Origin of the sequence: Paraburkholderia heleia NBRC 101817, from assembly GCF_000739775.1 — a bacterium.
In the GTDB taxonomy this organism is placed as follows: domain Bacteria; phylum Pseudomonadota; class Gammaproteobacteria; order Burkholderiales; family Burkholderiaceae; genus Paraburkholderia; species Paraburkholderia heleia.
Genome location: NZ_BBJH01000024.1, coordinates 1 through 19,103, shown reverse-complemented (window position 1 = coordinate 19,103; position 19,103 = coordinate 1). Strand labels below are relative to the sequence as shown.

19 protein-coding genes and 1 pseudogene are annotated in these 19,103 nt (G+C 65.6%); 11 read left to right on the top strand and 9 right to left on the bottom strand.

Translation table 11 applies throughout. From position 1 onward, the window contains the following. Window positions 1–29: 29 nt before the first annotated feature. Window positions 30–1,205: an acetylornithine deacetylase gene (gene argE, locus BHE01S_RS20200; protein WP_042267082.1), complete on the top strand. Its 1,176-nt coding sequence runs from the start codon at window positions 30–32 to the stop codon at window positions 1,203–1,205. A 98-nt stretch (window positions 1,206–1,303) separates the two neighbouring features. Here argE and BHE01S_RS36910 read toward each other — a convergent pair. Then, a pseudogene (locus BHE01S_RS36910) lies at window positions 1,304–1,699 on the bottom strand (IS110 family transposase); the annotation flags it as partial. A gap of 162 nt (window positions 1,700–1,861) precedes the next feature. On the opposite strand from BHE01S_RS36910, the gene BHE01S_RS20195 reads away from it, so the two are divergent. Then, window positions 1,862–2,767 (top strand): LysR family transcriptional regulator, encoded by a 906-nt coding sequence (locus tag BHE01S_RS20195; protein WP_042267080.1) that lies wholly within the window; start codon window positions 1,862–1,864, stop codon window positions 2,765–2,767. A 143-nt stretch (window positions 2,768–2,910) separates the two neighbouring features. On the opposite strand, the gene BHE01S_RS20190 is transcribed toward BHE01S_RS20195, so the two are convergent. Next, the gene (locus BHE01S_RS20190) at window positions 2,911–3,756 is read right to left on the bottom strand and encodes a FadR/GntR family transcriptional regulator (protein WP_042267079.1); all 846 of its coding nucleotides are present in this window, start codon (window positions 3,754–3,756) and stop codon (window positions 2,911–2,913) included. Window positions 3,757–3,997: 241 nt separating this feature from the next. Here BHE01S_RS20190 and BHE01S_RS20185 point away from each other — a divergent pair, with 241 nt between their 5' ends. The 8 genes from BHE01S_RS20185 (at window position 3,998) to BHE01S_RS20150 (ending at window position 12,986) form a co-directional block, all read left to right on the top strand. Further along, on the top strand, window positions 3,998–5,209 hold the full coding sequence (locus BHE01S_RS20185) for an ABC transporter substrate-binding protein (RefSeq protein WP_042267076.1): 1,212 nt from the start codon (window positions 3,998–4,000) through the stop codon (window positions 5,207–5,209). A gap of 55 nt (window positions 5,210–5,264) precedes the next feature. Further along, window positions 5,265–6,125, top strand: coding sequence for a branched-chain amino acid ABC transporter permease (locus tag BHE01S_RS20180; RefSeq protein WP_042267075.1), 861 nt, complete (start codon window positions 5,265–5,267; stop codon window positions 6,123–6,125). After that, the gene (locus BHE01S_RS20175) at window positions 6,122–7,162 is read left to right on the top strand and encodes a branched-chain amino acid ABC transporter permease (protein WP_042267074.1); all 1,041 of its coding nucleotides are present in this window, start codon (window positions 6,122–6,124) and stop codon (window positions 7,160–7,162) included. Before BHE01S_RS20180 ends, BHE01S_RS20175 begins: the two co-directional genes overlap by 4 nt. Then, window positions 7,159–7,926, top strand: a complete 768-nt coding sequence (locus tag BHE01S_RS20170; RefSeq protein WP_042267073.1) for an ABC transporter ATP-binding protein — start codon at window positions 7,159–7,161, stop codon at window positions 7,924–7,926. Before BHE01S_RS20175 ends, BHE01S_RS20170 begins: the two co-directional genes overlap by 4 nt. After that, window positions 7,923–8,624: an ABC transporter ATP-binding protein gene (locus tag BHE01S_RS20165; protein WP_042267071.1), complete on the top strand. Its 702-nt coding sequence runs from the start codon at window positions 7,923–7,925 to the stop codon at window positions 8,622–8,624. The genes BHE01S_RS20170 and BHE01S_RS20165 overlap by 4 nt, the downstream gene beginning before the upstream one ends. A gap of 34 nt (window positions 8,625–8,658) precedes the next feature. Then, a complete protein-coding gene (locus BHE01S_RS20160; protein WP_042267068.1) occupies window positions 8,659–9,945 on the top strand; it encodes a Zn-dependent hydrolase in 1,287 nt (428 codons plus the stop codon). Beyond that, entirely contained in the window at window positions 9,942–11,429 is a 1,488-nt protein-coding gene (locus BHE01S_RS20155) for a M81 family metallopeptidase (RefSeq protein ID WP_042267066.1), read from the top strand. The genes BHE01S_RS20160 and BHE01S_RS20155 overlap by 4 nt, the downstream gene beginning before the upstream one ends. 78 nt (window positions 11,430–11,507) lie before the next feature. Next, window positions 11,508–12,986, top strand: coding sequence for a M81 family metallopeptidase (locus BHE01S_RS20150; protein ID WP_042267064.1), 1,479 nt, complete (start codon window positions 11,508–11,510; stop codon window positions 12,984–12,986). An 18-nt stretch (window positions 12,987–13,004) separates the two neighbouring features. On the opposite strand, the gene BHE01S_RS36905 is transcribed toward BHE01S_RS20150, so the two are convergent. From BHE01S_RS36905 to BHE01S_RS20115, 7 genes are all read right to left on the bottom strand, one after another. After that, window positions 13,005–13,220 (bottom strand): YXWGXW repeat-containing protein, encoded by a 216-nt coding sequence (locus BHE01S_RS36905; protein ID WP_042267061.1) that lies wholly within the window; start codon window positions 13,218–13,220, stop codon window positions 13,005–13,007. A 121-nt stretch (window positions 13,221–13,341) separates the two neighbouring features. Next, a complete protein-coding gene (locus tag BHE01S_RS20140) occupies window positions 13,342–14,490 on the bottom strand; it encodes a DUF1501 domain-containing protein (protein ID WP_042267060.1) in 1,149 nt (382 codons plus the stop codon). A gap of 5 nt (window positions 14,491–14,495) precedes the next feature. Further along, window positions 14,496–15,947 carry a DUF1800 domain-containing protein gene (locus BHE01S_RS20135; RefSeq protein WP_042267058.1) on the bottom strand — a complete coding sequence of 484 codons (1,452 nt, stop codon included), beginning with the start codon at window positions 15,945–15,947 and terminating at the stop codon, window positions 14,496–14,498. Window positions 15,948–16,033: 86 nt separating this feature from the next. Beyond that, a complete protein-coding gene (locus tag BHE01S_RS20130; protein ID WP_042267056.1) occupies window positions 16,034–16,546 on the bottom strand; it encodes a periplasmic heavy metal sensor in 513 nt (170 codons plus the stop codon). After that, window positions 16,543–16,998 (bottom strand): hypothetical protein, encoded by a 456-nt coding sequence (locus BHE01S_RS20125; RefSeq protein ID WP_042267055.1) that lies wholly within the window; start codon window positions 16,996–16,998, stop codon window positions 16,543–16,545. Before BHE01S_RS20125 ends, BHE01S_RS20130 begins: the two co-directional genes overlap by 4 nt. Continuing rightward, the gene (locus BHE01S_RS20120) at window positions 16,995–17,651 is read right to left on the bottom strand and encodes an RNA polymerase sigma factor (protein WP_084069044.1); all 657 of its coding nucleotides are present in this window, start codon (window positions 17,649–17,651) and stop codon (window positions 16,995–16,997) included. Before BHE01S_RS20120 ends, BHE01S_RS20125 begins: the two co-directional genes overlap by 4 nt. Window positions 17,652–17,678: 27 nt before the next feature. Continuing rightward, window positions 17,679–18,014, bottom strand: a complete 336-nt coding sequence (locus tag BHE01S_RS20115) for a YXWGXW repeat-containing protein (RefSeq protein WP_042267257.1) — start codon at window positions 18,012–18,014, stop codon at window positions 17,679–17,681. Window positions 18,015–18,374: 360 nt separating this feature from the next. Between BHE01S_RS20115 and phaP the strand changes: the two genes are divergently transcribed. After that, a complete protein-coding gene (gene phaP / locus BHE01S_RS20110) occupies window positions 18,375–18,947 on the top strand; it encodes a TIGR01841 family phasin (protein ID WP_042267053.1) in 573 nt (190 codons plus the stop codon). The last annotated feature ends 156 nt before the right edge of the window (window positions 18,948–19,103 follow it).

Sequence of the window (19,103 nt, the reverse complement as noted above, 5' to 3'; positions counted from 1 at the left end):
AATCTGTTTCATCTTTGCAAGGGCACGCGATGAACCAGCGTTCGAGCACCGATCTGCTTGCCCGACTGATCGGTTTTGCGACCGTCAGCCGGGACTCAAATCTGCAACTGATCGAGTTCATTCGGGACTATCTGCATGAGCTCGGCGTCGCGAGTGAACTGTTCTACAACGACGCGCGCACCAAGGCCAACCTGTTCGCGACGATCGGGCCCATGATCGATGGCGGCGTCGTGCTGTCGGGCCACACGGACGTCGTGCCGGTCGACGGTCAGGCATGGAGCGTCGCACCGTTCGAGATGACCGAGAAAGACGGCCGGCTGTATGGACGCGGCGCGGCCGACATGAAAGGCTTTCTGGCCTCGGTGCTCGCCGCGGTGCCATCGTTCGTCGAACGAAAACTCACAGTCCCGGTTCACCTGGCGTTCTCGTACGACGAGGAAATCGGTTGCGTCGGCGTGCGGCCTTTGCTAGCGGAGTTGCAAAAGCGGAGCGTCAGGCCGGGTGTCTGCGTGATCGGTGAGCCCACGCAGATGCAGCCGGTGCTCGGGCACAAAGGCAAGATGGCTGTGCGCTGCTGCGTGCGCGGCGCCGCGTGCCATTCCGCGTACGCGCCCTATGGCGTCAACGCGATTCAGTACGCCGCGCGTTTGATCGGCAAGCTCGAAGAGATCGGCGCGGAGTTGGCGCAACCCGCGCGCCGCGACGCGCGTTTCGATCCGCCATTTTCGACGGTGCAGGTCGGGGTGATTCGCGGCGGCCGCGCGTTGAACATCGTGCCTGCCGAATGCGACTTCGATTTCGAAGTGCGCGCGGTGCCGGACTTCGACATCACAAGCGTGGCGACGCGGCTCGAAGCGTACGCGAACGAAACGCTATTGCCGCAGATGCGCGCGGTGCAGGTGGACACCGACATCCGCTTCGAAGCGCTCAACGCGTATCCGGGCCTCGCGACCGACCCGTCGAGCGAGGCGGCGCGGCTGCTTGCGGAGCTGAGCGGCGCGTCGCACGACGGCCAGTACTTCGGTACCGTCGCCTTCGGCACGGAAGGCGGCCTGTACGACGCGATCGGGATTCCGGCGGTAGTATGCGGGCCCGGCAGCATGGACCAGGGGCATAAGCCGGACGAGTACGTCACGCTCGAGCAGATGGCGCGCTGTGACGCGATGATGACGCGGCTGGCGGACTATCTCGCCGCAGGCGCTTGACGTTGCCTGGCAGCGGGAACGGCGGGTAGACGAGCCGCTGGCTGCCGGATTCAAGGCAAGGATCTCCATGAGCCGTCTATGTAGAATTCGTATCGGCATGAACGGTAGCGCTCGAGCAAATCGAGCACTGCGGGGTGATCCAGTCGTGGTCCGAGAACTCGCTCAAGCGCGGGATGGATCTGGGTGAGCAGGCCGCGAATACGGTTGCTGGTCTGGGTAATCTGAGCGGCGAGATCGTCGTCGAAACCACACAGCATGGTCAGCTCGGCGAGCGGTTCATCAGCCAACCGAAGCGAACGTAGTGTATGCGGCATCGAACGGGCGGCCTCGGCAATGATTGCGGCGTCGCGGGCGTCGGTCTTGGCTTCACCGGCATGCAGGTCGGCAATGCGGCGCATCGCCAGCCCGGGCAGATAGGCAACCAGAACGCCTTCATCGCGAGCGACGGCCACCGGTAATGCGCCGATGGTGGCGGGCTGGTCGACAACGAAGAGTCCTTTCTATTTCTCTAGTCTATTGGCCGGCGTGCCTCGGCGTTTTCCAATTCTATTGAAAGTTTTCTCTAGTCTATTGTGCATGGACACGAGCGCCGCGGGGACGTCGAGGGCCGCGTATCGTAGAATCGGAACGATCGACTCTCGATATTCGAAAAACACATGGCCAAGGACGTGACCTTGCGGCAGTTCCGCTACTTCGTGGCGGCGGCGCAGAACGGGCAGTTTTCGATGGCGGCGGCAGCCGAGCATGTCTCGCAGTCGGCGATCACCAATGCGGTGCTCGCGCTCGAGGAGGCGCTCGGCACGCGGCTTTTCGTGCGCTTGCCCCAGGGCGTGGAACTGACGCCCGACGGGCAGGACTTCCTCAATCACGCACGGCACGTGCTGGAGTCGGTGCGCGACGCGCTGCACAAGGCGCCGTTTCGCGCGCACAGCCTGCGCGGTACGGTGCGCATGGCCGCCTCCTATACGCTGCTCGGCTATTTCCTGCCGGAACTGCTTGCGCGCTTTCGTGCGACCTATCCCGAGATCGAAATCGATCTGCACGATTTGGACCGGCCGGCCATCGAGGAGGCAGTGCTCGCGGGCGAGGTGGATCTCGGCGTGGCGCTGCTTTCCAACGTGGAGCGGCGCGCGCGCTTCGGCCACCACGTGCTGATGCGTTCGCGCCGCCAGTTGTGGGCCGCGCCGACGCATCCGCTCGCGCAGATGGGCGCCGTCACGCTGCGCGACATCGCGCGTTATCCCTATATCCAGCTCACGGTGGACGAGGGCGAGGCTTCGACGCTGCGCTACTGGAAAAGGCGGCGCGTTGCGCCGAATATCGCGTTTCGCACGAGTTCGATGGAGGCGCTGCGCGGGCTCGTGGCGCATGGCTTCGGCGTGACGATTCTTTCGGATATGGTATTCAGGCCGTGGTCGCTGGAGGGTAAGCGCATCGACGCCTGCGCCATCGAGGATGCGATTCCGCAGATGGAAGCGGGCATGTTGTGGCATCCTGGAGCGGTGCTCAGCGATCCGGCGAGAGCGATGCAGCAATTTTTGATTCATGCTTGTGGGAATTGAGGGAGCGGCCGCGCCCCCATTCGAATTCCGTCGATATCCCCACTGTGTAAAAACAGGGAAGCTTCGTGCCGGCCGTGTCGGCGCACGGACTCGTTCCAGTCTGGGCAATGACAGCCGTACCCGCCAGGTCCGGTGGCGGCGGCTCACTCCTCCTTGTCGTTCGCTGCGCGGGTACCCGTGATCATGCGCACGCGTTTGCGAATCTCCGAATCGAGAATCAGCCGTCCGCGCAGCTTGCCTTTCATTCGCTTGACATGTTTGGGGGCCTCCATCATGTGCTCGACCATCAGCGCGCGCACACGCTCGACGTCGCGCTCGCGCGCGGCCTTGACAATCTCGCGGTGGATCTTGACGTTGGAGGCGCCAAAGCGGCGGTGTTCCGCAATGGGCGTGTCGTTCCTGAACTCGATCAGCTGACGGATCATTTCGTTGATGAGCTCGCAGATGAAGCGCAGGAACGGATTGGGATTCGCGGCCGCCAGGATGTCGTGAAAGGTCATGTCCTCCTGGCGCTGACGCACGAGGTGGCCGCGATCATGGGGCCCGCTCGCACCGTCGCAGCACTCGATATTCGCTTCGAGCGCGGCGAAGTCCGCTTCGGTGAGATGCGGCACGGCGCCTGCGGCGAGTTCGGGTTCGAGCTGCTGGCGCACGGTATAGATGTCATCGATCGAAACATCCTTGAAGAACAGATAGTTCTGCAGCAATTGCAGCGTGCGGTCGAGCGGCACTTCCACCACCATGCCGCCGCCGCTCGGCCCCGTGGACACCTTGATGAGACCTTGCACCTCGAGCGACTTGAGCGCCTCGCGGATCGTGCTCTTGCTGACCGAGTAGAGCTGCTGCAGCTCGGCCTCGCGCGGCAGCCGGTCGCCCGGTTTCAGGTCCTTCTCGGTAATGAGGCGCTTGATCTCCTCGGCGACGAGATCGCCGCGCTTGGGCTGCTTGATTTCGACGGCGGTCCCCGATCTGGCCTGGTTCGTGACCATCTTCGCGACTCCCTGCTTGAGGTTGTTTCGTGCTGTCCGAGCCGTCTTTCATGGGCAGGCGCGGCGAGGCAGACGAGGTTTTTGACGGATTGACACTGAAATTAATTATACCTAGCATCGGGTTCATTCTATTTATCATGATAAATAGAATACACCGTCTCGCGGGCCGCCTCGTATGCGCCGGTACGGTTTTGCAGTGTGTCGCGTCGTTCGTGTGTGTTTCCCCACAAGGAGCCTCAACTTGAATCGCCGAGAACTGTTGAAACTGGCCGCGCTGTCGGCCTTGCCGGGCGCGTTGAGCGTCCTTTCGTCCTCACGGGCCTTCGCGCAGGGCGCGTCGGGCGTGCAGCTGGCCTGCCCCGTGCCGATGTCGGGGCCGTTCGCGGCCAACGGCAAGTACGCCGATCTCGGCATGCAGCTCGCGGTCAAGCAGTATGGCAAGGTGCTCGGCTTGCCGCTCGACTACACCACGCTCGATACCGAGGGCAAGCCCGCTACGGCCGTGCGTCGCGTGCAGGAGATCGAGCAGCAGAAGGGCGTGCGCTTCTTTGCCGGCGGCGTGCTGTCGTCCGAAGCGCTCGCCATGGGCAAGGAAGTCGACAAGAGCGGTGGCGTGTTCATCACCACGGCCGGCGCCGACGAAATCACGGGCAAGGACTGCAACGCGGCGACGTTCCGCTGGTCGGTGCCGACGTTCGGCGCGATCGAGCAGACCGTGCGCCCGCTCATCCAGATGCAGCCGAAGGCCAAACGCTGGTACACGATCACGCCGCAATACGTGTTCGGCGAGGGGTTGCTCACCGCCGCGAAGAACGTGTTCAAGGAGAAGGGCATCGAACACGTGGGCAACAGCTACCACTCGCTCACCGAAAAGGAATTCAGCGGCTATCTGACGAACGCTGTGGCGGCGAGGCCCGACGTGCTGCTCATTCTCAACTTCGGCTCGCAGTCCTCCGATACGCTGCGCCAGGCCGTGAGTTTCGGCATGAAGAACAACTGCACGATCCTGATGGCATGGGCTTCGGGTCTCGAACAGTTCGAGGCGCTCGGCGCGGATCTGTGTGACGGCGTGTACTTCGGTGCGCAGTACTGGCACGGCATCGACACGCCGCTCAATCACGACCTCGTGCAGCGCACCCAGGCGGCCTTCAAGGCGAACCCGAACTACAGCCTCGCGGGCTCGTACATCTGCTCGAAAATCCTGCTCGACGGCATGGTGAAGGCGGGCAGCGCCGACCCGAAGAAGGTCATTGCGGCGCTCGAAGGCATGAAATATGCCGGTTTGACGGGCCCTGAGGAAATTCGCAAGGGCGATCACCAGGTGCTCAAGAACTACTATCTTCTGAAGGGCAAGAAGAAGTCGGCAATGAAGAACGCCGACGACTACGTGGACATCGTCAGTTCGGGGCAGTCGTTCCTTCCGCTCGACAAGACGGAGTGCAAGATCGCCTGAGGTTTCATGGCGGCCTCGGGTGCCGCTTGTTCGTCACTTCTACGCTACGCACGCCATGAATGTCTATCTGCTGCAGATCATCAATGGAATCGGCGTCGGGATGCTGTATTTCCTGCTGGCGGTCGGGCTCTCGATCGTCTTCGGCCTGCTGCGCTTCGTGAACTTCGCACACGGCGCGTTCTACCTGCTCGGCGCGTATTGCTGCTATCAGTTTCTGCAGTGGTCGGGCAGCTTCTGGCTCTCGCTCGTGGTGGTGCCGGCCGTGGTGGGCGCGCTCGCGTGGGTCGTCGAGAAACTCGTCCTGCGGCATATCTATGCACAGCAGCACGAGTTCCATATTCTCGCGACCGTCGGGCTCGCCCTCGTGATCCAGGAATGCGCGATTCTCGTCTGGGGGCCGCTCGGCGACAACGTGGCCGTGCCCGACGCGCTCGGCGGCGTGGTGATCTGGGGCAGCTTCGTTTATCCCAAGTACCGTCTCTTCGTGATTGGTTTTACCGCGGTGCTCGCGGTGCTGCTCTGGTGGGTGCTCGAAGGCACGCGCCTTGGCAGCGCGGTGCGGGCGGGCAGCGAATCGTCGGAGATGGTGTCGCTGCTCGGCATCAACGTCACGCGCGTGTTCAGCCTCGTATTCGCGCTCGGTGCGGGCACGGCGGCGCTCGCGGGCGTGCTGGCCGCGCCCATTCGCGGCGTCGATCCGTTCATGGGGCTCGAGGCGTTAAGCGTGGCCTTCGTCGTCGTCGTGGTGGGCGGCATGGGCAACTTTCTCGGCGCGCTGGTGGGCGGCCTGCTGGTCGGCATCGTGCAGAGCCTGATGAGCACGCTCTGGCCGCAAGGCGCGCAGCTCATGATCTACGTGGCGATGGCGGCGGTCCTGCTGCTGCGTCCAAACGGACTGCTCGGGAGGGCCGCATGATCGAGTCGACGAAGCTCGCCACCGGCGCGGGCACAGGCGATGCGGCCGGGCCTGGCGGCCTGCTGCGCCGCTATCGATATGTTCTCCTTGCAATCGTCGTGGTGTGCGCGTTGCCGCTCACCGTGCGCTCCGGCTCGCTCGCGACCGAAGTGCTCGTGTTCGCGCTCGCGGCGCTGGGCTGCAATTTGCTGCTGGGATTTACGGGACTGCTTTCGTTCGGCCAGGGTATTTTCTTCGGCCTCGGCAGTTACGGCGCCGGCATCCTGCTCACGCACGGCGTGCCCTCGGTGCTCGCGGCGCTTGCGGCTGCGGCTGTGCTGGGTGCGCTCGCGGCAGCGGTTGTCGGCTGGTTTTCCATACGCCAGCGCGGCACGTACTTCGTGATGCTCACGCTCGCGTTCGGCCAGTTGTTCTATTTTCTCGCCTATTCGTTGCCCGACATCACTGGCGGCGACAACGGCCTGCTCGACATCCCGCGTCCCGCGCTTGCGCCCGGATCGCACGCGCTCGTCGCGCTCGATTCGCCGTGGCAGTACTACGGTTTCGTCGCGGTGGTGTTCGTGGTCGTATTCGCGTTGATGGTGCGCGTATCGCACTCGGTATTCGGGCGCACGCTGCTCGCGATTCGCGACAACGAAGCCCGTGCGGGTGCCGCGGGCTATCACGTGAGCCGCTTCAAGCTGATGGCGTTCGTGATCTCCGGCGCGGTCACGGGACTTGCCGGCGCGCTGCACGCCATGATGACCGGCATCGCGCCGCTCTCGAACATCGACTATCACACGAGCGAAATGATCCTGCTGATGACGGTGATAGGCGGCAGCGGCAACCTGTTCGCCTCCGTCATCGGCGCCGCGTTCTACGTGCTCTTCGCCGACTGGCTTTCCACCCTGTGGCCGCGCTGGCTGCTCCTGCTCGGCCTCGTGCTGATCGCAGTGAGCCTCTTCATGCAGCGCGGCTTGTGGGGTCTCGGCGAGCGCGTCGGGGCCGCGCTGCGGCGTCACGACGGCGCGGATGCACACAGCAAGGAGCAGCCATGAGCGAAGCGATTCTGGAAGCGCGCGGCGTGGTGAAGCGCTTCGGCAAATTCACGGCGCTTTCCGGCGTGGACCTGCGCATCGCGCCGCGCACGGTGCATTCGGTGATCGGGCCGAACGGCGCGGGCAAGACCACGCTCTTTCACGTGCTCACGGGCACGGTGCCGATTTCTTCGGGATCCATCGTATTCGACGGTCACGACATCACGCGCGAGCCCGATCACAAACGCGTGCGGCGCGGCATTGCGCGCTCGTTCCAGGTGACGAGCCTGTTCCAGAACCTGAGCGTGCGCGAGAACCTGCGCGTGGCGGCGCAGGGCGTGCAGGCGCGCCGCGCGCTCAATGCCTGGACCCCGCCGCACGGCGCGCTCGCCCACGCCCAGACGGTGGAGCGCGTGCTGGAGCGCCTCGCGCTGCAACGCCATGCGGATATATCGGCGGGTGCGCTTTCGCACGGCCAGCAACGGCGCCTCGAAGTGGGTATGGCCCTGGCCGCGCGGCCACGTGCGATCTTTCTGGACGAGCCGACTTCGGGCATGGGCATCGACGACCTCGACGACATGAAGGCGCTGATACGCGGTCTGCGCGACGAGTATACGGTCGTGCTCATCGAGCACAACATGGGCATCGTCATGGACATCTCCGATACCATCACGGTGATGCAGCAAGGTCGCGTGCTCGTGGAAGGCAAGCCCGACGCGATACGCGGCGACGAACGCGTGCGCAGCGCCTATCTCGGCAACATGATTACGGGAGGCCGCGCATGATGCTCGACGTGCGGGATATTCACGCGTATTACGGCAAGAGCCATATTCTGCAAGGCGTGTCGCTGCAGGTGAACGAGGGCGAAACGGTCACGCTGCTCGGGCGCAACGGCGCGGGCAAGTCCACGACGCTCAAGACGATTGCGGGTGTGGTTGCGCCGCGTGGTGGTGCGATCGACTTCTCCGGCAGGACGGTTAGCGGACAAGCCGCGCATCGTATTGCGGCGGCAGGCCTGTGTTTCGTGCCGGAGCATCGGGGGATATTCCGCTTGCTGAGCGTGGAGGAAAACTTGCGCCTCGGTGCGCGCAAGGATTCGCCGTGGCAGCTCGACGACATCTACCGGATTTTCCCGCGCCTGAAGGAGCGGCGCAAAAACGGCGGCGCGCAGCTTTCGGGCGGCGAGCAGCAGATGCTCGCGATCGGGCGCGCGCTCATGAATCATCCGCGTCTGCTGATGCTCGATGAACCGGTGGAAGGACTCGCGCCCGTGATCGTCGAAGAGATCGTCGAGCAACTCAGGCAGATCAGGAAGGCGGGCGTGGCGATCGTGCTGGTCGAGCAGAACCTCGAGGTTTGCACGCAACTGGCGGACCGGCATTACATCATCGAGCAAGGCGTGATCGTCTACACAGGCCGCAACGCAGAGTTCGCCGCCGATCATACGGTAAAAGACCGCTATCTGGGCGTGGGCGTGGTTTGAGCACCGCTTTCCATTCAAGCAAGGAACCCAATCGATGCAAGTTCAGGAAATGACTCGCGTTCCGCCCGCCGGCCTGCGCACGAACGGCACACGCCTGTGGGGCAGTCTGATGCGGCTCGCCGAAATCGGCGCAACGAAAAAGGGCGGCGTGTGCCGCCTCGCACTTACTCCGCTCGACCGTGAGGGGCGCGATCTGTTTATGGCGTGGGCGAAGGAGTTGGGCTGCACGGTACGCGTGGATGCCATCGGCAACATCTTCGCGCGGCGTGCGGGCGAGCGGGCGGACCTGCCGCCCGTGATGACGGGCAGCCATATCGACACGCAGCCGACAGGCGGCAAATTCGACGGCAACTACGGCGTGCTGGCGGGCCTCGAAGTGCTGCGCACGCTGGAAGAAGCGGGTGTGCGCACGCTCGCGCCGCTCGAAGTGGCCGTGTGGACCAATGAGGAAGGCTCGCGCTTCGTCCCGGTGATGATGGGGTCGGGCGTGTTCGCGGGTGCGTTCACGCTGGAGCATGCGCTTGCGCAGCGCGATCACGATGGTGTTTCGGTATCACAGGCGCTGGAGAATATTGGCTACGCAGGCGAGAGGCCGTTCGAGCCGCATCGCGTCGGTGCTTATTTCGAGGCGCATATCGAACAGGGGCCCGTGCTCGAAGCGCACGCGATGACGATAGGCGTGGTGCAGGGCGCGCTCGGCCAGCGCTGGTACGACGTGACGGTGCACGGCATGGAGGCGCACGCGGGGCCCACGCCGATGGATTCGCGTCGCGACGCGCTGCTCGCTGCGGCGAGCCTGATTCAGGAGGTCAATCGCATCGCGCTGGCGCACGCGCCGCACGGGCGCGGCACCGTCGGCTGGCTCGACGTGCATCCCAATTCACGCAACGTGATTCCGGGGCGCGTGACGCTCACGGTGGACCTGCGCGCAGCCGACGACGCGGCGCTCCTGGCGATGGACGCGCAACTGCGCGCGGCGTGCCGCGCGGCGGCGCAGCAGGCAGGTGTGAACATCGACGTCGAGCAGGTCGTGTACTTCCCGCCGCAGCCGTTCGATCCCGCGCTCGTGGAAGCCGTGCGGGCGGGTGCGCAAACGCTCGGTTTCCCGGCCATGGACGTGGTGAGCGGCGCGGGCCACGACGCAGTGTATCTCGCGCGCGTGGCGCCCACGGCGATGATCTTCGTGCCGTGCAAGGACGGCATCAGCCATAACGAAATCGAGGACGCGCGTCCCGAGGATCTGGAAGCCGGCTGCAACGTGCTGCTGCACGCAATGCTCGCGGCGGCGGGCGTGGCTAATGCGCGTGAGGGCGACGCATGAAGATCCTGATCGCGCGGATGAATCACGAAACCAATACGTTTTCGCCGGTGGCCACGCCGCTTGCCGCGTTCGGCGCCAACGGTCCCGCCTGGGGCGAAGCGGCGTATCGCGAGAACAAGGGCATGCGTACGGCGATGTCGGCGTTCATCGACGCCGCCGAGCGCGAAGGCGCGCAACTCGTTACGCCCGTGTCGGCTTCGGCGAATCCGGGCGGCCCCGTTGCCGCCGATGCGTACGATGCGATCTGCGATGCCATCGTCGCCGCCGCGCCCGGCTGCGACGCGGTGATGCTCGACCTGCACGGCGCGATGGTTGCGCAGCAGTCGGCGGACGGCGAGGGCGATCTGCTCGCGCGCGTGCGCGCCGCAGTGCCCGACGCGCCGATAGCCGTCGCGCTCGATCTGCACGGCAACGTCACGCGGAAGATGATCGACAACGCGGATGTGATCGTGAGCTTCAAGACCTATCCGCACGTGGATATGTACGAGACCGGCGAACACGCGGCGCGTCTGCTGCTCGATCGCATGCATGGCCGCGCGCAACCGGTGCTCGCGTGGCGGCAGCCGCCGCTGCTCACCTCCACGCTGCGCAGCGCGAGCGCCGGGGGCGCGATGCACCGCGCCATCGAGGCGGCGCGCGAGGCGGAGGCGCAGGGCATGCTGGCCGTTTCGGTGCTCGCGGGATTTTCGCTTGCCGACATTCCGGCACCGTGCATCAGCGTGGTGGTGGTGGGCAACGGCGACGCGGCGGCTGCCGAGGCGGTCGCGGCGCGCATCGCGCGGCAGATCTGGGACGAACGCGGCGAATTTGTCTATCGCAGTCCGCCCCTCGATGCGTCAGTCGCGCAGGCGGCGCAACTGGCGCAGGGCGCCGGCAAACCCGTGCTGCTGCTCGACCATGGCGACAACTGCATGTCGGGCGGTACCTGCGACACGATGGACCTGCTCGAAGCCGCGCTCGCCCAGGAGCTCACGGGCATGGTGAGCGGGCCGCTGTGCGATCCGCAAGCCGTGGCGGCACTGATCGAAGCCGGCGTAGGCGCCAGGGTCACGCTGGGTGTCGGCAACAAGCTCGCACGCGAAGGCGCGGCGCCGCGCGCGCCCTTCATGGCGACGGGCGTGGTGCGCGCGATCACCGACGGCGAATATGTGATCACGGGCCCGACCTACACGGGCCAGCGCGCGTACATGGGGCATGCGGCGGTGCTCGATATCGGCGCGGCCACGCTCGTCGTGACCGAGCGCACCCACGAGCCTTGGGATCTCGGCGTATTCGAGAGCGTGGGGATCGACCCGCGCCGCGCGCGCTTTCTGCTGCTCAAATCGCGCATGTACTGCCGCCCGGTGTTCGTGCCGATAGCGGCCGCGCTGGTGGAATGCGACAGCCGCGGCGTGACCGGCTCCGATTACGGACTCTTTCACTACGAGCGTCTTGTGCGCCCCGTGTACCCGCTCGATGCCGACATGGCGTGGCATGCCAGTTGAGCGTTGTGTAACGCGTTGGTCATACGTCGATAGCCAGGCAGTGCGAAGAAACGTCCTCCACTTCGAAAGGAAACCTTCATGCGTTTGCTGCTCGCGATGTTCAAGCACGAAACCAATACGTTCTCGCCGGTTCCCACTCCGTTCGAGCGCTTCTTTCGCCGCACGGGCGGCGCCATTTCGGGCGAGGCCGCGCTCGAAGCCTACCGCGGCACCGGCGGGGCGCTGGGCGCCTACATCGACGTGGCCGACGATCTGGGCGCGCAAATCGTGCTGCCGGTGGCGGCCGACGCCTTCCCGAGCGGCCCCGTGCATGACGATGCCTACCGCCGGATCAGCGAGCGGATTCTCGACGCGGTCGCAAAGGGCGGCTATGACGGCATCCTGCTCGATCTGCACGGCGCCATGGTCACGCAATCGCTCGACGACGGCGAAGGCACGCTGCTGCGGCGCCTGCGCGAGATCGACCCGCATACGCCGGTGGGCGTGACGCTCGACATGCATGCGAACCTCTACGACGACATCGTGAAGCACGCGACGGTCGTCACCGGCTATCACACCTACCCGCACGTGGACATGTACGAGGCCGGACGGCGCGCGGCACGCATTCTCGCGCGCACGATCGCGGGTGAGATCCGACCGGTGATGGTCTGGGGCAACAAGCCCATGCTGCCTCATGTGATGCGTCAGGGCACGCACGCCGAGCCGAACAGGTCGCTGCAGGCTCGCTGCATGGCGTACGAGGAAGGCGAGGCGCTCGCGGCATCGCTGTTCGTGGGCTTCCCGAACGCCGATATCGAGAACGCGGGACTGAGTGTCGTGGTCTGCACCGATGGCGACGAGGCGAAGGCGGCCAGGCTGCGCGATGCGCTGCTCGACGAGGCGTGGCGCGAGCGCGAAAAGTTTCTCTATGCGAGCGAGCCGCTGGTGGAATCGGTTGCGCGCGCAAAGGCTTCGACGACCGCTGGCCCGCTCGTGTTGCTCGACCATTGCGACAACACGGCGTCGGGCGGCACGATGGATACTACCGAAGTGCTCGCGGAGGTCCTGAAACAAGGGCTCGACAGCGCGGTGTTCTATGCGATCTATGATCCGGAGGCAGTTCAGCAGGCGATCGCGGCAGGCGTCGGCAATGACGTTACGCTTTCGCTAGGCGGCAAGTTGCCGATGCCCGCGTTGCAGGAGACGAGCCGCCCCATCGAAGTGACGGCGCGCGTGAAGCTCGTTTTTGACGGCGTGTTCCGCAATCGCGGACCCATGTATCGCGGCGCGCTCAACGATACCGGGCCGACCGTGGTGATCGACACCGGCAAGGTGGAAATCGTGGTGGTATCGGCGCATCAGGAGCCGTTCGACCTGAACTGCCTGTCTTCGGTGGGCATCGACCCCACGCAAAAGCGGTTTATCGTGCTGAAAAGCCGTGTGCACTGGCGCGCCGGGTTCGGCGATCTCGCGCGGGAGGTGATCGAATGCGCGGGTGTGGGCGTCACGACTTCGGATTACGGCAAGCTCGAATTCCGCAAAGTGCGGCGGCCGGTTTATCCGCTCGATGCGATTTGACCGCCGCACAAGGCCATCTTAGTACCCCCGCACCCAATGCCCCGGAATCCACACCCACTGGTTGCCTTCCCAGCGGTAGTGGCCCTTGACCCAGGCGTATCCCTGGGCGGGTGCGGGCGGCGGTGCCTCGACGCGCGGTGCCGGTTCCGGTGGTCGGGCCGGTTCCACAATACACGCAGAAAGCAGGGCGGCGCAGGCGACCAGGGTCACGGGTTGCAGGAGTTTTATCTTCATGACGGGTGTCCTCCACTGACTAAGATTGTTTGGTTATCCGAACGGATGGCTGGTCTCGCCGCGTGCCGGCATCCGGGTCCGCGCAAGGCGGCCCGCTTCGGTGCCGGTCTGTTCTAACGGTTCATGCCCTTATCAAACCCGTCATCGCATTTCTTGTGCCCGCATCGCCGAACAGCGTCGATGCCGTGCGCTGCGGATCGAGTCCGAGGCTCTCCGCGGCCGCGCCCGCGATCAATGCGTCGAGTGAGGCCGTGGGCTTGAGGTCGCGCGACTCGTAGAGGTCCGCGCTGCGCAGCCCCGGCCAGTCGGCCTGTACGTGTCCACCGGCAACGGCGCCGCCCACGAGCATCGCGACCGAAGCCTGCCCGTGGTCGGTGCCGCCCGTGCCGTTCGACGCGGCTGTGCGGCCGAACTCGGTCGCGATAAGCACGGTGGTCTTGTCCCACGCTGGGCCGAGGCCGTCGCGCAGCGAGGCGAGCATCGTGTCGAGCGCCTTCAACTGGTTCGCGAGCCGCGCGTTCTGTGCGCTGTGCGTGTCCCATCCGCCGGTTTCGATCATGGCGATGCGTGGGCCATCGGGACGCGAGAGGAAACTCGCTGCAAGCTTGCCGACGCTCGCGGGGTCCTGCCGCGCGCTGGCGTCGCCCGCGAGAGCGCGTGCGTTCATTGCCGAAGTCCAGAGCGCGCGCAGTTGCGGATCGGCTTCGTAGAGGGCGGAAACGCGTGTGAGCAGATCGTCGGATGCGCTGGGCAGTGCCGAGGGCGCATACGAACTCACCTGTACGGTGCCGCGCAGCGCGAGCGGCACGGTCGGCGCGAGCGCAATGGCGTTCGCGCGCGAGGCAGGCAGCATGGCGACGAGCCGGTTGAGCCAGCCGTCCTTGACCTGGTAGGGCGCGCGGCCGCCCGTTTCCAGCACGTTCTGACCGTCGAAGTGGGAGCGGTCGCGATATGGCGAAGCGATCGCATGCACGAAGAGCGCCTGCTTTTCGCCGTACATCTGCGCCATCTGTGCGAGCGACGGATGCAGCGCGAACGTGCCGTCGAGTTTCGTGGCACGGTCGATGTCGATGGTGAGCGGGCCGCGCAGCGTGGCGTAGGCCGGCTCCGCATAGGGCACGACGATGTTGAGTCCGTCGGCCGCGCCGCGCTGGATCACGAACACGAAGCGGCGCTCGGTTTCGACGCTGGCGAACACGATCCGTGGGGCGACGAGCATCGCGCCCGCGCCGGCGGCGGCGACGCGCAGGAAATGGCGGCGGGAAACCATGGCGGTTATCTCCTCAGGAAATCGGGCGAGATGAGCAGCAGGGCGAGCGCCGTGGATGCACTGTCGGCATGCGCGACCGCGCTGGCCGTGGGCGCGCTGAGCGTGGCGCCCATGAGCGTGTTGCCGAGCGTGCGCGGGTCGAGCCGGTCGCCCACGCGCGCCGAAAAGCGCTGTGCAACTTCCACGCGGCGCACGAGCGCGTCGGGCGCGGCCCAGCTTGCGGCGATGTCGTCGTAGCCGGCGGGCGAGCCCGGTCGCCATACCGGCTGGCCGAGCTGCGTGAACAGCGGCGCGGCATTGAGCTCGCCTGCGTCGCCGGGTTCGCGCCAGCCGAGACCCCGCATCGACGAAACGGTCCACTCCCACGGTGTCTTGAACTTCGCATCGACGCTCGCCCACGCTTGCGGCGCTTCAACGAGCGCGCGGTACACGGTGGGCAGATCGCCGCCGCTTTGCTCGAAGGCGAGCGCGAGGCGCCCGGTGAGCGCGGGCGGCGGATTGTCGGCCACGAAGTGGCGTGCGAGCTGGAATGCGATATGGCGGCTCGTGGCGCTCGCGTGCGCGAGGTCGTTCAGGATGGCGAGCGCCTGCTGCTCGCCCGGTTGATCGTAGCGCTTGCCCATCACGGTGCGCGCGCCCGGCTCGTGCAGCGCAGGGCGAAATACGAAGCTGCCGGGGGCGGCGTTCCCGGGCTGCGGTCCGCGCACGCCCGCCACGCTCCAGCCCGTGAGCGCGCGCGCGAATTCGGTCACGTCGTCCTGCGTATAGCCGGTGCGCACGCCGAGCGTATGTAGTTCCATGATCTCGCGTGCAAGGTTCTCGTTGAGGCCGCGCTTGTGCGCGGGGTCGCGCTGGTCGGCGCGCAGCGCGGCGCGGCTATCGGGGCCCACGGAGCGCGTCTGATCGAGAAAGAGCTGCATGGCGGGGTGCTGCTCGACGGCGATCAGCATGTCCGCAAAATTGCCGAGCACGTGCGGCCGTATCGCTTCCATTTCGAATGCGCCCGCAACGCCTGCAATCAGCGCCTTGTCCACCGACACGGCGAAGTGGTTCGACCAGAAGTGCACGAGGCGCTCGACGAAAGGCGCGTCGGTCTGCAGGGCACTCGTGAGGCGCGCGTTGACCGCGCTGCGGTAGATGTCCACGCTCTCGCGCCGGATCGCCTGGTTGACCGCGCGGCGTGCGGCTTGTTGTGCGTTATCTGGTGCGCTCGTCTCCGAAGCCGCGCTCGCTGCCGCGCTGCCCGCCATGCCTTGCTGGCGCTGCGCCCCGAAGCGCGCGGCGAGCGCCAGTGCGCCGGGCTCGTTGCGCCATGCGGCAGGCAGCGGTTCGTATGCCTGGAACTGGCCGAGCAGCCAGCCTCGAGCGTTGGCCGGCGGCGTTTCGTCGGCGCGCGCGCCGAGGCCGAAGCGGTTCATGGCGATCGCGCCGGCGCGGGCATTCGAAAGGCTTTCCATGCGCGGTCCTTGTGCTCACTGGAGCGTTGCGTATTCCCGTTAAACGCTCGTCGCTCGCATTATCCGTCGCTGGTCAGCCAAATTTTTTATTGTGCGTCGCTCCTCTCGCTCGCGGCTTTCTGCGGCTGCTTTTGCAGTTGCGCCGGCAGTCGCCACTGGCCGCGCTTTTCGAGCCCTTCGACGAACTTCACGCGTTCTTCGGGCGTGAGCGTGGCCGCGAAATCGACCACGCCGCTTTCGATTTGCGCGCGTAACGCACTGTCGGCGGTGCGCGTGCGCGTGAGCGCGGCGTCGATGGCGTTGCGGTCGAGTTGCGGGGCGGCGAGCAGGTCGAGCACCTCGCGCCGTCCGTCGCGTCCGTCGCGCGCGTACTGGCTGCCTTCGCGGCGCGAGGCCTTGAGCGTCCGGGCGAACTGCTGCTGGCGTTCCGGCGACAGCTCCTCGGTGGCGAAGCGCAACGCCACGCGCTGCGTCGCTTGTGCCTGCGGCTCGCCGCGTACGGCGAACCAGCGCCACGCTCCACCCGCAATCGCGCCGAGCAGAAAAACGTTTAGGAGTACCGAGCCGACGAGCAGCGTTTTCCACGAGCGGCCGTTCATTCGTCACTCCCCTCGGCGCCGGAGTTGAGGTTCGATTCGCTCCAGTCCGAACTGGTCCCCCCAAAGCTCGTGCTGAGATACGTCTCGTGCGGGGCGGCGGGCGTCGTGCCGCCGAGCACGACAAACGAGATCGTCAGCGCGCCCGCGAGCGCGCCCGCGAGGCCCACGCCCGCGAATGCCGCGCCGGACCACCAGAAGCTGCGGCGCTTCGCGACGGCAACGGGCATCACCGGTGCACCCGCAACGATCTGCTCGAAGAGTGCGCGTGGGGGCGGCGCGACCATGTCGCGGGAGAGCCAGCTGTCTAGCGCCATGGCTTCGTCGAGCGCCGCGCTGGCTTCGGCGCGATGCGCGCGCGCCCATTCGAGCGCGTCTTCGCGCTCGTGTTGCGGCCAGCGTTGCGGGTCGGCGCCATAGGCCGCGACGAGCGTGTGGAATCGTTCGGGTGTCATACGGAGTCCTTACCGGCAGCTTCGCCGGCCAGTTGTGCGCGCAGGGTGCGCCGGGCGCGCGCCAGCAGGCTTTCGAGCGCGTCCACCGAAATATCCATCAGGCTGGCGGCTTCGAGGTTCGAAAGCTCCTGATAGTAAGTGAGCACGAGCGCTTCGCGCTGGCGCACGGGCAGCGCTGCGAGCGCGGCGCGCACGCGTTCGTCGCGCGTGCGCGCTTCGATCTGCTGGTCGGGCGAACCTGCGGGATCGGGTGCCGGCTCGCTCACGGCGTGTACGTCTTCCATGGTCTCTTCGCGGCGTCCGCGCAGGCGGTCGTAGCACAGGTTAAGCGCCACGCGATGCAGCCACGTATCGAATTTCGCTTCGCCGGTGCGCCAGGTGGGTGCCTGTTTCCAGATCCGCACGAACGCTTCCTGAGCGACGTCTTCGGCTTCACTATGGTCGCCCAGCAGGCGTGTGGCGAGCGCAATGAGGCGCGGCAGCTTGCTTGCGACGAGTGCGCGCACGGCAAGCGGATCGCGCGCGCCGACGCGCGCGACGAGTTCCGCATCCGGATCGCGTTCGTTCAAGACCTTCCCGGTCTTGCCGGTCTGCACCGCAGGCGAACCCGCTGACGCGCCGTCATAATCGTTTCCCAGTTTGAGGTCGGGCATTCAGGCCTTATGCCGCTCGATGCCACGTTATGCCCAATGGCCCGGAATCCATCGCCAGTTCGGACCGTCCTCTACCCAGTGCCCCGGCACCCAGTCATAGCCCGAGCGGGCCTCACGCCAGCGGCCGGGCGCCCAGACATACACGCCCCTGTCCCAGGTCCAGTGGCCGCCCTCCCACACATAGCCTTCGCGCGGCGGCGGGGCGGTTTCTTCCCGTGGCGGAGGCGGCGGCGAAGTGGGCGCGACGACCACGGGCTGCCGTGGCGGCTCATTCGGCTCGACGATCACGGCCTGTGCGAGCGCGACCGTTGCGGTGCCGGCGAGCAGTGCGGCGGCAAATGACGAACGCAGTGATGTGCGGATCATGATGTCTCTCCCTTGATGCAGAGGGGTCAACAGCCCCTATACAGACTTGAACGGCGCCGCGCCGGAAATCCGTCGCGGGCCATTTATTCACATGCAATTTCCGCGCTCAGTGTCGAGCTTACCGATCCAGAATGCATGTTGCTTGACAACTGCAATTTCTGAACCTGAAAGACTTACGCTAAGGGTTTTCACCTAATATCAATCGCCACATAATTGTTAAATTTCTGTCTTAGAATGGACACTCTAAATTGACTGCGGCGATGCAGCATTCGTTTTCAAACATAGGAATACAGCCGCAAGTCAGGCCATCGGGGGTTGGCGCTTTAATTAGTAAGACTAACCAAGGAGTATGATCTGATGTCTGTTTCCGCACCCGAACAATTCCGCGCGAACTACCAGGCTGGCGTCGCAGCGCTCTTTGCGCTCACCAGGCCCGTCTTCGAAGGCGTGCAGGCCGTGATCGATCTCAACGTCCAGGCCAGCAAGGCTGCCATCGCTGAAAGCGAAGCGACGCTCAAGGGTGCCCTCGAAAGCGGCAATCCCGCCGCGTTCCTGACGCAGCAGATTGGTGCGTCGCAGCAGGCGGCCGCCAAAGCCATGTCGTACGGCCGCCATCTCGTCGACATCGCGACGACGACCCAAAACGAATGGATTCAAGCCGCCCAGGTGCAATCGGGCGAGCAGGAGCAGCGTTTCAAGGCCTTTTCCGAAGGCCTGACGCAAAACGCGCCCGCGGGCGCGGAGTCCTTCGTCGCGGCCCTGAACTCGACCTTCGCCGCCGTGAACAATGCCGCCGAAACGCTGCGCGGTGTGACCCGCCAGGCCATCGAAACGGCCCAGAGCGGTTTCCAGAGCGTCGCTTCCGCCCAGCAAGCCACGCCGGTCGCGGTCCAGCCGGCTGCCGCCAAGGCAGGTTCGGCCAAGGCCTGACACGTTCCTGCCCGCCGGCATACGCCAATACGCGCCAAAGCGTGCCAACACGCGTCTTCGTCGTGAATGAACGCCGCGGGCGCGGCGTTTGCCGGTTCAGCTTTCCAGACATCGATTTTCAGCGCATTTGCAGAGCAGGAGCTCAACATGACTGAC